We start from the raw sequence: 14,432 nt of genomic DNA, 5'->3' as shown, positions 1-14,432 counted from the left end.
ACACCCCACTTCCCACTTCCCAACCCCTAACCCCCAACAAAAAGAAATAGTAGGGATAACCCAACTAAACTATTATGTATAGTTTGTTAAAGTAACAACTAGACTTAAACTCTATTTATAAATTGCCAGCAGAACCATAGCCCCCTATGCCCACTGATTACTACGAAATTCTAGGTGTCTCGCGAGATGCCGGTAAAGAAGACATTAAACGCGCCTATCGTCGTCTCGCCCGAAAATACCACCCCGATGTTAACAAAGAACCGGGAGCCGAAGAACACTTCAAAGAAATTAACCGCGCCTACGAAATTCTCTCGGAACCGGAAACCCGCAATCGTTATGACCGCTTTGGTGAAGCTGGGGTTTCTGGGGGCGCTGCCGGTTTTGATGCCGACAATATGGGCGGTTTCGCCGATATATTTGAGACAATCTTTAGTGGTTTCGGGGGCATGGGCGGCCAAGCAACTACCCGCCGACGCACAGGCCCTACCCGGGGCGAGGATCTACGTCTCGATTTTAGACTAAAATTCCGCGAGGCGGTCTTTGGCGGCGAAAAGGAAATCCGTATCCGTCATCTGGAAACTTGTCAAACCTGTAAAGGCAGTGGGGCCAGACCGGGGACCAGTTCCCGTACTTGTACTACTTGCAATGGTGCTGGCCAGGTACGTCGTGCCACCCGTACTCCCTTCGGTACTTTTGCTCAGGTTTCGGCCTGTCCCACCTGTGACGGCGCTGGAGAGGTGATCGAGGAAAAATGCGATGTTTGCGGCGGTTCCGGACGCAGACAGGAAACCAAAAAACTGAAAATTACCATCCCTGCGGGGGTTGACAACGGCATGAAGTTGCGCGTTGCCCGGGAAGGTGACGCAGGACTGAAAGGCGGACCGCCGGGGGATTTATTCGTTTATCTAACCGTGGAAACAGATACAGAATTTCAACGGGAAGGCAATGATATTAAATCGAATATCTCGATTAGTTATATCCAAGCGATTTTAGGATGTACTATTAAAGTTAATACTGTAGATGGCCAAGAAGACCTGACTATCCCTGCCGGTACTCAACCGAACACCGTACTGATTTTAGAAAATAAAGGGGTTCCCAAATTAGGCAATCCCGTCAGTCGTGGTGATCATCGCATTACCGTTAAAATCTCGATTCCTACCAGTGTCAAGGGAGAAGAACGGGATTTACTGGAAAAAATAGCGAAAGTTCGCGGGGAAACCGTGGGGAAAGGCGGCATCGAGGGATTTTTAGGTAATATCTTCCATAAATAATTATGACTTTAGACCTGCGCGGCACTCCCTGCCCGATTAATTTTGTCCGGACAAAATTACAATTAGAGAAAATGACCGCCGGGGAACGGTTGGAAGTCTGGTTGGATGCCGGGGAACCGATCGAACAGGTTCCCACTAGCCTGACAGTGGAGGGTTATCAGATAGAATCGATCGAGGACCGAGATAGCTTTTTTGTTCTCAAAGTCTATCGCCCCGACTCCTAAATGGTAGATGCACAATTAACCGATTTATACGGCACAGTAGTGGCTGTACAGGCGAATTTCTATCAGGTACGCTTGGATTCTCCCATTATGGGAGAGAATCTTCTCTGTACCCGTCGCGCTCGCTTGCAAAAAATCGGTCAATCGGTGATGGTTGGCGATCGGGTGCGCGTGGAGGAAGCCAATTTTGATGATCGGCAGGGTGCGATCGCAGAAGTCCTCCCCCGCAGTACCGAGATCGATCGGCCGGCCGTTGCTAATATCGAGCAGATTTTGCTAGTTTTTGCCCTTGCTGAACCCGTCCTCGATCCTTGGCTGATCAGTCGTTTTTTGGTGAAAGCTGAGTCCACAGGCTTAGAAATTGCCGTCTGTGTCAATAAAATTGATCTGGGGAAACCGGAACAAATAGAGGTCTGGCGCGATCGCCTAGCTGGTTGGGGATACCGGCCCTTTTTTGTCAGTGTGGAGAAAAATCGGGGATTTGAGGCTTTATTGGCACAATTAAACCATAAAATCACTCTCTTGGCCGGTCCTTCGGGGGTGGGAAAATCGAGTTTAATTAATTGCCTAATTCCTGAGATTAATCAACGGGTGGGGGATGTGTCGGGAAAACTGCAAAAAGGTCGTCACACCACCCGTCATGTGGAGTTATTTGCTTTACCAAATCGGGGTTTATTGGCCGATAGTCCGGGGTTTAACCAACCGGATATTAACTGTTCACCGGAACAATTAACTTTTTATTTTCCGGAAGTGAGACAGCGTTTAGCTTTAGGAAATTGTCAATTTAATGATTGTACTCACCGTCGGGAACCTAACTGTGTGGTGAGGGGAGATTGGGAACGTTACCAACATTATTTAGAGTTTTTAGAAGAAGCAATCGCACGAGAACAGTCATTACAGAAAACTAGCACAAAAGAGTCAAGTTTAAAGTTAAAAATTAAAGAAGCAGGTCAAGAAACCTACGAACCCAAATTAGCTAATAAAAAATATCGTCGTCCCTCTCGTCGCGGCAAAAATCAAGATCAGGAACGCTACGAAAATAAAACTCTCCAAGATATTTATAATGACGATTCTGAATAGAATGGGTTAAGTTGCCTTTATCTTCAGGGTTACTTTATAAATACTGTCTAAAGATGAAAATTTAACAGCAATGATTGTATCTATGGGTTTTTATCTAAACTATTTTTAATTTTTCTTCTCGCCCTTTTGTAATCAATTCAACTTATCTACGAACTAAATTTTTAAGAGTTCTAGAGTTGGCTATTTTCCATGTTCCCTCGTCATTTTCAAGATTATAGCGAACCAATGAGGTAGTAAAAGCACTATTTTTTCGATCAATTTTACCCTGACTGTTATAGAGGGTTCTTTCTTCAGTAACCACCACATCCACTGTAGCTTGATCGCCAGAGACTGTAAAATTATTAACTGAGTCTATTCTCTGAACTCCATAGATATAATAAGCACCCTTATTAGCTAACCATTCGGAAGAACTTTCTTGACCATCAGAGTGCTTTATTTTGTTATTATAAGCTTTACCTGTAAGTAATTCGGGTCTGCTGAAAAAGTTTTTCCTAGGGGTAGGAGTCAGTAGCCGGTCGTCAGTAGCCGGTCGTTTCAGGCTTTGTTGCCCTTGTTTTATGTAATAATTTATGTACTATAAGAAGGATAATGCAAGGTTTTTGAAAGTCCCAATCCTATTTTCTTGCACTAACATCGGACTTTAACAGGTCAAAAGCCTTATTTTAAAAAGGTTTTACCATTATTCAGCAAGCGCTAATTAGTTGCCTTTGTAGCTCTTGAGTGCTATTTAATTCCCTAAAAGTTGCCACCTGAATATTACCATCATTAACAAAAGCATCGCGACAAAAGTTACTTTTAACTCTCTCTAAACTATCCTCGTCAGTTACTATAACTTTTAACGCTCTTCTAGAAATCTGGGGAAGATAGAATTAAGATATATAGCCCGAAATCGAGAGGTGTTCTATGGTTAAGTTACACCCAGCCTAATCAACGGTTAAATTAATTAATGATACTAAATCCGCTTTTAATAGCATGATTCACTCTCAATCGAACTTTTAAAAACCCTCTCCCCGCTCCCAACTCCGGCGCTCTCCTGTACTTTCTAAACAGGATTTAGTATGACTACTGCGACAACTATAGAGACTTATTTCCAGAAGTTAGAACATTTGCATATTTTAAGTATCTACATCTGGGACTAATTTCAGATATAACCAGATTTGGTATTAATTCTAAATCTGGTCGATGGGGAAGAAATAATGGTGGTTATATAGCAAAAAATGGGTTATTTAGGACGCTTTCAATTTTCAAACTCTTATCGGTCAAGGGTTTCAGCGATTGATTGTCCTAACCACCCCGATCTTTGCTATAGACGAAAAGGGAGACAAAAAGATATGGTGGCAGCTTATTGGCACTTGGGAGAACTGAAAAAACAGTTTTATCAAGGACGGGAATTATGGCCGAGAAATACTGGTAAAAAGCGATAAAGCTCCAGAAAAAGAGGGGAAGTTAGGGAACAGGTTCCTTATTATCCACTTTCGGGGTTTGGTTTTGGGGAGATTGCTGAAGTTCTTGCCAGCGAGTTTCTGCCAGTTGTTTTTGTGTTTGCACTTCTTGGTCATTGGAACGATAACGAAGTGATTCTTGATAAGCTTGAATCGCTCGCTCGTATTGACCGAGTTTAAACCAACTATTGCCTAAACTTTTCCAGGTTTCGGGGTTATCTTTTTGTCTTTGAATCGCCTGTTGATAGGCGGTTATGGCGTGGGAATAGTCGCCTAAACGATAGCAAGCGTTACCGATACCGATAAAAACTTCGGCTTTTTGGGAAGAAAGACTGCGAGCTTTTTCGTAAGATGCGATCGCTTCTTGAAATCTTTCCATTTGATGAAGTAATGCCCCTTGATTTAACCAAGCTTGATAATAATTAGAATTGGCTTGGGTTGCTTGAGTAAATGCCTCCAAAGCTTCTGAATTGCGGCCTAATTTTTGCAGAATAATCCCTTGACTATAGTGAGCTTGGGCAAATTGGGGATTAAATTGTCCAGCTTTGCTATAACTTTCTAAGGCATCATTAATTTTATTTAATTGATATAAACTATTTCCTTTTTGATACCAAATTAAGGGATTATCTGACTCGATCTCTAGAGCCTGATCGTAGGCTTTAACTGCCCCTTCATAATCCTCAAGATTCTGTAATGACCAGCCTTTTTTATACCATACTTTGGCATCATTTTGTTGAAAAGTTAACAATTTTTCAAGAGCTTTATGGGCGGCGGAATATTGTTCCAGTTGTAGATAAATATCGGCCTTACCTCGCCAAGCTTGACTAGCGGCAGGATTAAGAGATAAGACCCGCTCAAAACTTTCTAATGCCTCCTGATTTTTGCCTAATTTATCTAAAGCTTCCCCGCGACCGAGCCAAGCTTGCCAAGCGGAATCTGGGTTAATTTGAATAGCTTTTTCGTAGGTATTTAAAGCTTCCGAGTATCTTTTTAAAGCCAATAAAGCATCGGCTTGTCCTTGCAATGCCTCAAGGTAATCGGGATTAATTTTTAAAGCTTGACCATAGGAATTAAGGGCATCGGTATAACGTTTGAGTTGATAAAAAGTCTGACCTTGTTGATAGTAACCAAGAGAATTACGAGAGTTTTGCCAATAGTCAAAACCCAGATAAGCACCAGCTATTAAAGCAATTGTCCCCGATACAAACAAGATTTTTGTTAGCCAAGATTTACCTTGACGAGCAACTTGACTTTGAGATTTCACCGCCTGGGTAGTTTTCGGATCGAGATGATGAATTTTCCCTAATTTTCTCAGATCGATTAATGCTTCACTGGCACTGGTATAACGCTGACGAAAATCATAGCGGATCATGCGATCGATAACATCACTAAACTCGGCGCTAGTCATGGCCAAATCTTGCCAGAGAATTTCCCCTGTGTGAGAATCCAAGGGAATATCTTCGGGAGCTTTACCGGTTAAAGCTTGTAATCCAATCATACCAGTGGCATAGATATCGCTACTAAAACGGGGATAACCTTGGGCCTGTTCACTAGGGAAATAACCGGGGGTACCGATAGCGACTGTAGAAACGGTTTTACCTTCTTTAACTACTTGAGTGCTAATTTGTTTGACAGCACCAAAATCAATTAAAACCAATTGATCATCTTGACGGCGACGAATAAGATTGAAGGGATTAACATCGCGATGGATCACCTGTTTCTGATGGACAAATTCGAGAATTGAGAGAATTTCTGTTAATAAAGCCACTACTTTCTCTTCATTTTGTCTATAGACACCGGCAGTAATTTCTGTGGCTAAATCTTCCCCTTCAATGTATTCTTGTACGAGGAAAAATTGCCCATTTTCTTCAAAATAAGCAAATAAACGGGGAATATGGCGATGATTGCCCAATTCTTGCAGGATTTTCGCCTCGGTTTCAAACAGTCGTCTAGCGATGGCTACAGTTTCGGCATTTCGGCACTGGGGTTGAAATTGTTTGATCACACAGCGATTTTGATTGGGTAACTGGCGATCGCAGGCCAAGAAAGTCTGTCCGAATCCCCCTTTTCCCAATTGACGGATAATTTGGTAGCGATGACTAAGGATTTTTCCGGCAGCGAGTTCCATAGACGATGGCAATCCAAGGTTTTTTACTATTCTAGGCTTTTCGGCTCTCTTTTGCGGTCGGTGGACAAAACGCAGAAATTCCCCTATTCCACTTTTTTCCCTATAGAGAGGGAAAAAATTCCCTGTTAAGGGGACTGACATGACAGGCAAAAAAAAATAATCTAGAAATAGAGAAAGTTTACTGTTGTTTTTTGAGAGGATAACCGCTATGTCTATCAATCCTGTTACTAGAGCCGGCACAGCTTTACTGATTACCCTGCTCATGGGTTCCATGTCCGGCACTTTTCCCGTCCTCGCTCAAAGTAATATTAATCGGCAAAGTCTCATCGCTCAACAAATCTCGATTCCGGCGGGAACAGTTATCCCTTTGAATTACGAGAAAGCCGATAAAATTTTAGTTTCTAAAAGTGATGTTATTCCTCTGACTTTAACCGTAGCCAGAGATATTCGTGACCGGAATGGGAGTGTGGTGATTGCAGCGGGAAGTGAAGTCAAGGGTACTTTACAAGCGACAGGCCAAGGTGTGCGGTTTATTGCCGAGGAAATTCGCCTCGATGGGGGTAATCGCACTATTCCCCTCAATGCCACTTCCCGATTAATTACTACCACTGAAACCGTGCGTAAAGGGGCAAAAACTCAAGATATCTTAGCGGGAACCGTCGCCGGTGCGGGGGCAGCCACAGCGATCGCTGCTCTTACGGGCGATCGCAAGATCGAAGTTCTCGACGTTTTAGCGGGGGCAGCCGTGGGAACCCTTGCAGGATGGGGTTTACCGACGGCGGGAATTGTCGGTGGTAGTTCCGCGCAGTTATACTCTGTTAACCCCGATCGAGATTTAAATATTACCCTGCAATCACCCCTAGTGATCAGAGATTAGTAAACGGCAAACCTTAACCAAATCCGTCTAATGGCGGATTTGGTGTCAATCATTGGTTATTTCTGGATTTAATCCTAGCGATCGATTTGTTAGATTTTTAATAGTCGGTCTGTGAACCGATAGACAGAAACAGTTAAAACATCAGAATCAGAGATCAAAGTATGAAACTTCCTACAGGGTTACGGCGAACTATTAGCCATGCTTTGGCAACTTTTCTGGGAGTTATGCTCGGTTTTAGCAGTTTAGCGGCGGTAAATGCCCAAAATCTGCCCACTGCTGCCACCGATCTGGCCAGAATTCCCCCGGAGATGACGGCGGAAAGTTTTGTCGCTAAGGCAGTGGCCCGCACAGGTGCGGCAGTGGTGCGAATTGACACCGAAGCAATCATTACTCGTTCCAATAGCCCCTTTTTTGATGATCCTTTTTTTCAGGAGTTTTTTGGGGAACAGTTTCGTGTTCCCACCCAGCAGCGAGTGGCAGGCCAGGGATCGGGTTTTATTATCGATGGCAGCGGTTTAATCTTAACTAATGCCCATGTGGTGGATAATGCCGATAAGGTAACGGTAACTTTAAAAGATGGTCGCAGCTTCAAGGGGGAAGTCCGCGGTACTGATGAGATCACTGATTTGGCCGTGGTGAAAATTAATCCCCAAGGGGAAAAATTACCTGTAGCCGTCCTCGGCAATTCCTCCTCCATACAAGTGGGGGATTGGGCGATCGCGGTAGGAAATCCCGTCGGTCTAGATAATACGGTAACTTTAGGAATTATTAGCACGATCGGGCGCTCGGCGGCTAAGGCCGGTATTCCCGATAAACGCATTGATTTTATCCAAACCGATGCCGCTATTAACCCGGGTAATTCCGGCGGTCCGTTACTCAACGCCCAAGGGGAAGTCATCGGTATCAATACGGCGATTCGTGCTGATGCCATGGGGATCGGTTTTGCCATTCCCATCGACCGGGCCAAGCAGTTACAAGCGACCCTAGAATCAGGTCAAAAGGTAGCTCATCCCTATATCGGTGTGCAGATGGTTAATCTAACTCCCGATTTAGCCCGGGCTAATAATCAAAACCCCAATTCTCCCATGATTGTGCCGGAAGTGTCGGGAATTTTGGTGGTGAAAGTCCTACCCAATACCCCCGCCGAAAAAGCCGGTATCCGTCGCGGGGATGTGATTGTCAAAGCTAATAATCAACCGGTTAGCGATGGCACTGAGTTACAGGAAATGGTGGAAAAAACTGGAATTGGTCAATCTTTACCCCTAAGAATCAGAAGGGGTGAAAGGGCGATTGATCTCACCGTAATCACCGCCCAAATGTCAAATCAGTAATCAGTTATCAGTTATCAGATGTAAGTTTTCAGTTCACTGTTTACTGGCTCTCTTAGGTTTGGTGGGTAAAATGTATTCTAAGATACAGTCTTGTGGGCAAAAGTGAGTGGAAAGAAAGGACACAAAGACCGATCGCTACTATATAAGTTAAACTTATCACACAAAGAATAAGAGAGCCTTTTTCCCACCAGTTGGTAGGGGCGCACCGCGTGCGCCCAAAGTCTCCTTTAGTATAAAAAGAAATTATTCAAACAGGGCGAAGGCAATTCGCCCCTACAATAATATTATTGCGCCAATGGTAGGGGCGCACCGTGGTCAGTGAGTTGATCGAACTGCGTGCGCCTAAAGTCTCCTAAAGACTATATTTCTGGAAAATTAAGTAGCTGGTTATAATTAAATTAAAAATGGATTTTAGGTTCGATCCCCCCTGCCCCCCTTGATAAGGGGGGTTTCTGATAATTTTTAACGCCTACCTACTTAGATTAACTGCTCTAATTTTGCTCGTAAAGTCTTTTTGGCGAATTTATTTAGAGTTTGTTGACGCAACCATTGGGGGTGACAACGTTGATCCTGACCTGACAAAATTTCTAAACAAGCTTTAGCCACCTTTTCGGCATCTCGATAGGGAACGCGCCACCCCACCAAACCATCCTGCAGCGGTTCTGCTGAACCGTCCTCATCCCCAGAAATCACGGGAATACCACAGGCCATCGCTTCTAGGTAAACAATCCCGAATCCTTCCCGGGAGGGCATAACGTAAGCATCCGCCAAACGATAATGGTCGGCTAATTGCTCCGTGGGGACAAAACCGGCGAAAATTACCTGTTTATCGACTCCTAACTGCTTGGTTAAAGCTTCTAACCTTGGGCGATCGTCTCCTCGTCCGATAACTAGATATTTTACCTCGGGATAAGTCTCTAGAATTGTCGGCAGGGCCCGAATTGTCACATCTATCCCCTTATAGATATCCCCCGACCACAACCGAGCCACTGTTAATAAAACTTTGGCATTTTCTATATCATATTTTTTGATTAATGTCAAGGACTTTTCGCCTAAATTAAACTTTTCTTCATCTACCACACAGGGGAGAATTGCTACTTTTTTGGCATCGATAGCGTTGGCCTCACACATAAGATCGCGAGTATAACGGCTAATTGTCCAGATTGATGCGGCCGCTTGCAGGGCCTGTTTTTGGGAATTTGGTAAAGGATCCCAGACTTCATTACCGTAGGTGAGGACGGTGTAGGGGATGCCCAAAGCTTGACAGTAAAGACGGGTGAGGGGGGCTAAATTTATATGACCACAAAAAACCCGTTGGGGACGTTTCCGGAGGAGAGAAACCAGAAACTTAAGGGCTAATTGAATGCGTCCGAGAGTTACTGACTTATTTTTCAGGTAATGAAAGGTAATACCTTGATTTTTAAAAGGATTAGGGCAATCAGGGGCATCCCGCAGTAAAAAAACCTCCACTGCCTCGGAATCGGGTAAAGTCAGATAAGCTTGTAGAACATCCTTAATATAGGATTGAATACCGCCTTCTTGGCAAAAAATCTCTAAAAATAGGAAGATATGAGGCATCATAGAACGTCAGCGTCAAAAAGTTTTGGGTTTGGCGAAAAAATTTTCCCCGATCTCTGATCTGTACTATCGCACTTTCCTGATCTATTTCGATTATTTCCCAAGTAATAGGTCTTCACCGCTAACAGTCCGAAAAAGAACAATCTGGTGGCTCTTCTTGCGTGTAACTGCCAGAATCAGGAAAATTTCGATGCTGATAGCTAAAATAACTTATATTAGCCAGTTTAGCTGATAATGCTGACCAAGGCGATAGAATAGTCAGAATTTTCTGGGATGCCAAAGATAAAGCTATTTCTCTGTCCCCAGTGTCATCGAGCAGTCTTCCTCTTTTAATGCTAGATATTTTCAGGAATTACTAGAGATCAAAAAAATTAAAGTTCCTCAACTGTTCTGACAAAGGTTACAAATGCCCCCAGAACGGTTAAGCTTATTGTAATCTCTGTAATTGCTTTTATGGCTCATTTAACTGCTGAAAGACTCAATTTAACCACAAAAATCGCCTATGGTGCGGGCGATTTAGGACCGGCTATCACTGCCAATATCTCGGTATTTTACTTGCTATTTTTCCTCACTGATGTGGCAGGATTATCAGCAGGATTAGCCGGTAGTGTGCTGATGGTGGTGAGAATTTTCGACGCTATTAACGATCCGATCATCGGGATGTGGAGCGATCGAACTCGTACTATCTGGGGTCGTCGCTTACCATGGATGTTATTGGGGTCGATTCCCTTCGGAATTAGCTATTTTTTACTGTGGTTAATCCCGACTAATAACCAATTATGGTTATTTTTATACTATATTTTTATCGGCATTATTTTTAATTTAACCTACACGGTAGTCAATCTTCCCTACCAGGCTCTCACCCCTGAATTAACTCATGATTATAATGAGAGAACCCGCTTAAATAGTTTTCGTTTTGCCTTTTCGATCGGGGGTAGTATTCTCTCATTAATTCTCTATATTCTCGTCTCATCCTCCTATGCCAATGATCTCCATAAAGCTTTTTTATTGTTAGGTGTAGTTTGTGCTTTAATGTCGATTATAGCAGTTATTTGGTGCGCTTTAGTTTTACAAGAACGAGGAGCAAAAGCGATTCTAAATCCCGCTCAGAAAAAAGTTTTGGCAATTGTTTTTATAGTTATCGGTGCGCTTGCCTTGGTCTATGGAGTAGGAAAAATGGGGGGAAATCCCAGAGATTTTATCGCTATTTCTACAATTTTATTAGGAATAGAAGGGATAGTTTCTGGGTTAAATATTTACTATGGTAAAACTGAAAATCATCTCAGGGATGGTGCGGCAATTAAACAGAGAGAAGCTGCTAATAATACCGAAACTATTCCCCTGAAAGAACAATTAAAAATAGTTTTTGGTAATCGTCCCTTTTTATACGTTATTGGCATCTATCTTTGTGCTTGGTTAGGAGTACAATTAACCGCCTCGATTTTGGTTTACTACGTCGTCAGCTACATGAGACTATCGGAAGCAGAATCGGGTTTAGTTGCTTTAGCAGTACAGGGAACAGCTTTAGTGATGTTGTTTTTTTGGCAAGCAGTTAGTCAGAAATTAGACAAAAAGATAGTCTATTTTTTAGGGATGACATTCTGGATTATCGCTCAAATTGGTTTATTTTTGCTCCAACCAGGAGAAATAACTTTAATGTATATTTTGGCAGTTTTGGCGGGATTTGGCGTATCTGTGGCCTATTTAATTCCTTGGTCAATGGTTCCTGATGTGATTGAATTAGACGAATTAGAAACAGGAAAACGTCGAGAAGGTATTTTTTATGCTTTTATGGTACTTTTGCAAAAAATTGGTTTAGCTTTGGGGTTATTTCTTGTCGGTATTGCTCTAGAAACATCGGGGTTTAAACCGAGAATCCCAGGAGAAGCAATTCCCCTGCAGCCAGATAGTGCTTTAATAGCAATTCGCCTAGCAATTGCACCTTTACCAGCATTTTTTCTGATCATTAGTTTAATTCTTGCCTATTTTTATCCAATTACTCGCCAAGTTCACGCCGAAATTTTAGACCAATTAGCAGCAAGAAGACAAGAGGAAAAGTAAGTAGTCGTGCAAAATAAATTTCCTAGTGAAGAAAGGCAAAAGGCAAAAGGCAAGAGGTGGTTAGATATGTGTAATTAATTTTGCTTAGGTACTTAAACATCGGTTGTCAGTCGTCAGGAAACAGGAAATTATTTTTATTTATTCCCGAACTTCCTGCCCAGAAAAATCAGCAAACCCGTAACCTAAAGCACTTGTATTGACTTTTGAACTACTGATTGCTGGGTACAATCGACCCAGCAGCATAATGTCTTCAATGAGTATAATGTTATCGAGAGCTAAATTGTAAAAAAAATGAAATCCTATCCAGTAGAGTTCCGTCAGAAAATCCTAGACTGTTATTATAACGAACCCATCTCCCAAAGACAATTAGCGAAAAGATTCTGCGTAACCTTAAGTTTCGTACAAAAGCTTTTGAAGCAATCTCGAGAAACGGGAGATATTCGACCGAAGACTTATCGATGTGGCCGTCATTTAAAACTTACGCCAGAACAGATGATCGCCCTCGGTGATTTGATTGAGGAAAATAATGACGCAACTCTGGCCGAACTATCGAAACTATTTCTAGAAAGAACCGGTATATTGTTAAGTGTGACCACAGTGGCAAGAATAGCCGAACGCTTGAGAATAACCCGCAAAAAAAACTTTACATCCGACCGAAAAAGAGATAGAAAGAGTACAAAAACTTAGACAAGAATATAAAGGATAAAATTCGGGATGTATAAGATTAAACCCTAATCTAAGCTATGACCAGAATCCAAGCTCGATCGCTTAAAATAACTAGAGCGCACGAGACTAGACCTCTTGAAAAAAACCAAAATTTTGCAACTATTACGGAGATTACTAATTATGACCACAAACAATGGCGAGAATAACTCAATCTATCCCGTGCGTTGGCAAGATAACAAAGTCTGGCTGATCGATCAAACCCGTTTACCCATGGAGTATGGGGAAATTGAGATCACCAGCAGTGAAGCCATGGCCCAGGCGATCAAAACGATGATTGTCCGCGGCGCTCCGGCGATCGGGGTAGCGGCTGCATACGGTATGGTTTTAGGAGCGCAGGAAATTAAAACCGACCAGAAAGAGGAATTTCTGGCTGATTTAACTAGAATAGCCGATCGATTAGCCCAAACCCGGCCCACGGCGGTGAATTTATTCTGGGCGATCGATCGAATGTTAAAAGTGGCCCAGGAAAGTGGACCAGAAGTGGCAATAATTAGCAAAAATCTCCTTGAAACTGCCCACAATATCCAAAAAGAAGACGTGGAAACCTGTCGGGCGATCGGTCATCATGGTTTATTGGCGCTGCCGGAGCAACCGGAAAAACTGACAATTTTAACCCACTGTAATACTGGGTCCCTAGCCACGGCCAGTTATGGTACTGCTTTAGGGGTAATTCGTTCCGCTTGGACGGCAGGAAGACTAATACAAGTGTATGCAGATGAAACCCGGCCAAGGTTGCAAGGAGCAAAATTAACCGCCTGGGAATGTGCGCGGGAGGGAATTCCCGTCACCGTGATCACCGATAGCATGGCGGCCCACTGTATGCAGCAAAAACTGATCGATGCGGTGATTGTCGGGGCCGATCGCATTGCAGCCAATGGGGACACGGCCAACAAAATCGGCACCTATTCCCTCGCGGTGGTGGCAAAAGCTCATAATCTGCCTTTTTATGTGGCTGCCCCCCTATCGACGGTGGATTTTTCCCTTAAGGATGGTACGGGTATCCCGATCGAACAGCGCGATAGTGCCGAAATTTATCAGGTGGGGACGACAACCCTTTGCCCTAGAGATGTTAACTTTTATAACCCTGCCTTCGATGTTACTCCCGCCGCTTTAATCACCGCTATCATTACCGAAAAAGGAGCGGTAACGCCGGCTGAATTAATTTTTTTACAGGACTCCTAGTAGGTGAGCTTTTTCCCTACTGATACCATTTTTATCTGGATTGGGGACTTGCGCTTTGATAATGTACCTTTTGGGCGAACGCAGTTCGCCCCTACATTGTGGACAAAATCCGTTACTGTAGGGGCGCAAAGCTTGCGCCCTCCGATCGATTGGGATATTATTCCCACGCAACTCCCTTGGCACAGTGGGGAAAAATTCTGCCTCAATCCAATTGGAGGTGATGGCCAAGGAGAAAATGGGTAAGATCACTATTGACAAATAAACCAAAATGGCATATAACGATAACATCAATAAATATAATGATTAAGATTTACTTTTATCTATAGTTAAATACTATTATTCAGTTAATAATCCTAATTAATCTCCAAATGTATCCTTTTTGTTGACTTAAAATATTTTTGTTGAGAACGTAGCGACTGTCTTGATTGTCAAGGGGTAACTCAAAAAACAATCAAGGAGTTGCTGTCGAACCTAAAATCTCAAGCCAGAAAAAAGCGCAGCAAAAACTAAGTCGCTCAGGTTAAACCAAAGCAAG

11 protein-coding genes are annotated in these 14,432 nt (G+C 43.0%); 8 read left to right on the top strand and 3 right to left on the bottom strand.

Annotated features, from left to right (window positions below; translation table 11 throughout):
• Window positions 1–146 precede the first annotated feature (146 nt).
• The 3 genes from dnaJ to rsgA are packed head-to-tail and all read left to right on the top strand — an operon-like array spanning window position 147 to window position 2,572.
• A complete protein-coding gene (gene dnaJ / locus IQ234_RS15645; protein WP_193957755.1) occupies window positions 147–1,271 on the top strand; it encodes a molecular chaperone DnaJ in 1,125 nt (374 codons plus the stop codon).
• A 2-nt stretch (window positions 1,272–1,273) separates the two neighbouring features.
• Entirely contained in the window at window positions 1,274–1,495 is a 222-nt protein-coding gene (locus IQ234_RS15640) for a sulfurtransferase TusA family protein (RefSeq protein WP_002738399.1), read from the top strand.
• Complete coding sequence (gene rsgA / locus IQ234_RS15635) at window positions 1,496–2,572, top strand: small ribosomal subunit biogenesis GTPase RsgA (RefSeq protein WP_193957754.1); 1,077 nt, start codon at window positions 1,496–1,498, stop codon at window positions 2,570–2,572.
• A gap of 142 nt (window positions 2,573–2,714) precedes the next feature.
• Here rsgA and IQ234_RS15630 read toward each other — a convergent pair whose 3' ends face one another.
• Both IQ234_RS15630 and IQ234_RS15625 read right to left on the bottom strand, forming a co-directional pair.
• Window positions 2,715–3,008, bottom strand: a complete 294-nt coding sequence (locus IQ234_RS15630; protein ID WP_322743464.1) for an ARC6/PARC6 family protein — start codon at window positions 3,006–3,008, stop codon at window positions 2,715–2,717.
• Window positions 3,009–4,018: 1,010 nt separating this feature from the next.
• The gene (locus IQ234_RS15625) at window positions 4,019–6,142 is read right to left on the bottom strand and encodes a serine/threonine-protein kinase (RefSeq protein ID WP_193957753.1); all 2,124 of its coding nucleotides are present in this window, start codon (window positions 6,140–6,142) and stop codon (window positions 4,019–4,021) included.
• Window positions 6,143–6,350: 208 nt separating this feature from the next.
• Here IQ234_RS15625 and IQ234_RS15620 point away from each other — a divergent pair, with 208 nt between their 5' ends.
• A complete protein-coding gene (locus tag IQ234_RS15620; protein WP_193957752.1) occupies window positions 6,351–7,019 on the top strand; it encodes a hypothetical protein in 669 nt (222 codons plus the stop codon).
• 161 nt (window positions 7,020–7,180) lie between these two features.
• On the top strand, window positions 7,181–8,350 hold the full coding sequence (locus IQ234_RS15615) for an HhoA/HhoB/HtrA family serine endopeptidase (protein ID WP_193957751.1): 1,170 nt from the start codon (window positions 7,181–7,183) through the stop codon (window positions 8,348–8,350).
• A gap of 477 nt (window positions 8,351–8,827) precedes the next feature.
• Here IQ234_RS15615 and IQ234_RS15610 read toward each other — a convergent pair whose 3' ends face one another.
• Entirely contained in the window at window positions 8,828–9,931 is a 1,104-nt protein-coding gene (locus IQ234_RS15610) for a glycosyltransferase family 4 protein (protein ID WP_193957750.1), read from the bottom strand.
• A gap of 450 nt (window positions 9,932–10,381) precedes the next feature.
• On the opposite strand from IQ234_RS15610, the gene IQ234_RS15605 reads away from it, so the two are divergent.
• The 3 genes from IQ234_RS15605 (at window position 10,382) to mtnA (ending at window position 13,897) form a co-directional block, all read left to right on the top strand.
• Window positions 10,382–11,989, top strand: a complete 1,608-nt coding sequence (locus IQ234_RS15605; RefSeq protein ID WP_193957749.1) for an MFS transporter — start codon at window positions 10,382–10,384, stop codon at window positions 11,987–11,989.
• 291 nt (window positions 11,990–12,280) lie between these two features.
• Entirely contained in the window at window positions 12,281–12,676 is a 396-nt protein-coding gene (locus IQ234_RS15600; RefSeq protein ID WP_185241400.1) for a helix-turn-helix domain-containing protein, read from the top strand.
• Window positions 12,677–12,835: 159 nt separating this feature from the next.
• Window positions 12,836–13,897: an S-methyl-5-thioribose-1-phosphate isomerase gene (gene mtnA, locus IQ234_RS15595; protein WP_193957748.1), complete on the top strand. Its 1,062-nt coding sequence runs from the start codon at window positions 12,836–12,838 to the stop codon at window positions 13,895–13,897.
• The last annotated feature ends 535 nt before the right edge of the window (window positions 13,898–14,432 follow it).

This window comes from Microcystis aeruginosa LEGE 91341, from assembly GCF_015206885.1.
Taxonomy (GTDB): domain Bacteria; phylum Cyanobacteriota; class Cyanobacteriia; order Cyanobacteriales; family Microcystaceae; genus Microcystis; species Microcystis aeruginosa_H.
Note: the sequence above shows the minus strand (reverse complement) of the source record. Positions and strands in the feature narration are given on the sequence as shown.

Excerpts from the sequence above, each read along its gene's own strand:
- dnaJ (WP_193957755.1), top strand. The coding sequence starts at position 147 with ATGCCCACTGATTACTACGAAATTCTAGGTGTCTCGCGAGATGCCGGT.
- IQ234_RS15640 (WP_002738399.1), top strand. The coding sequence starts at position 1,274 with ATGACTTTAGACCTGCGCGGCACTCCCTGCCCGATTAATTTTGTCCGG.
- rsgA (WP_193957754.1), top strand. The coding sequence starts at position 1,496 with ATGGTAGATGCACAATTAACCGATTTATACGGCACAGTAGTGGCTGTA.
- IQ234_RS15625 (WP_193957753.1), bottom strand. The coding sequence starts at position 6,142 with ATGGAACTCGCTGCCGGAAAAATCCTTAGTCATCGCTACCAAATTATC.
- IQ234_RS15620 (WP_193957752.1), top strand. The coding sequence starts at position 6,351 with ATGTCTATCAATCCTGTTACTAGAGCCGGCACAGCTTTACTGATTACC.
- IQ234_RS15615 (WP_193957751.1), top strand. The coding sequence starts at position 7,181 with ATGAAACTTCCTACAGGGTTACGGCGAACTATTAGCCATGCTTTGGCA.
- IQ234_RS15610 (WP_193957750.1), bottom strand. The coding sequence starts at position 9,931 with ATGATGCCTCATATCTTCCTATTTTTAGAGATTTTTTGCCAAGAAGGC.
- IQ234_RS15605 (WP_193957749.1), top strand. The coding sequence starts at position 10,382 with ATGGCTCATTTAACTGCTGAAAGACTCAATTTAACCACAAAAATCGCC.
- IQ234_RS15600 (WP_185241400.1), top strand. The coding sequence starts at position 12,281 with ATGAAATCCTATCCAGTAGAGTTCCGTCAGAAAATCCTAGACTGTTAT.
- mtnA (WP_193957748.1), top strand. The coding sequence starts at position 12,836 with ATGACCACAAACAATGGCGAGAATAACTCAATCTATCCCGTGCGTTGG.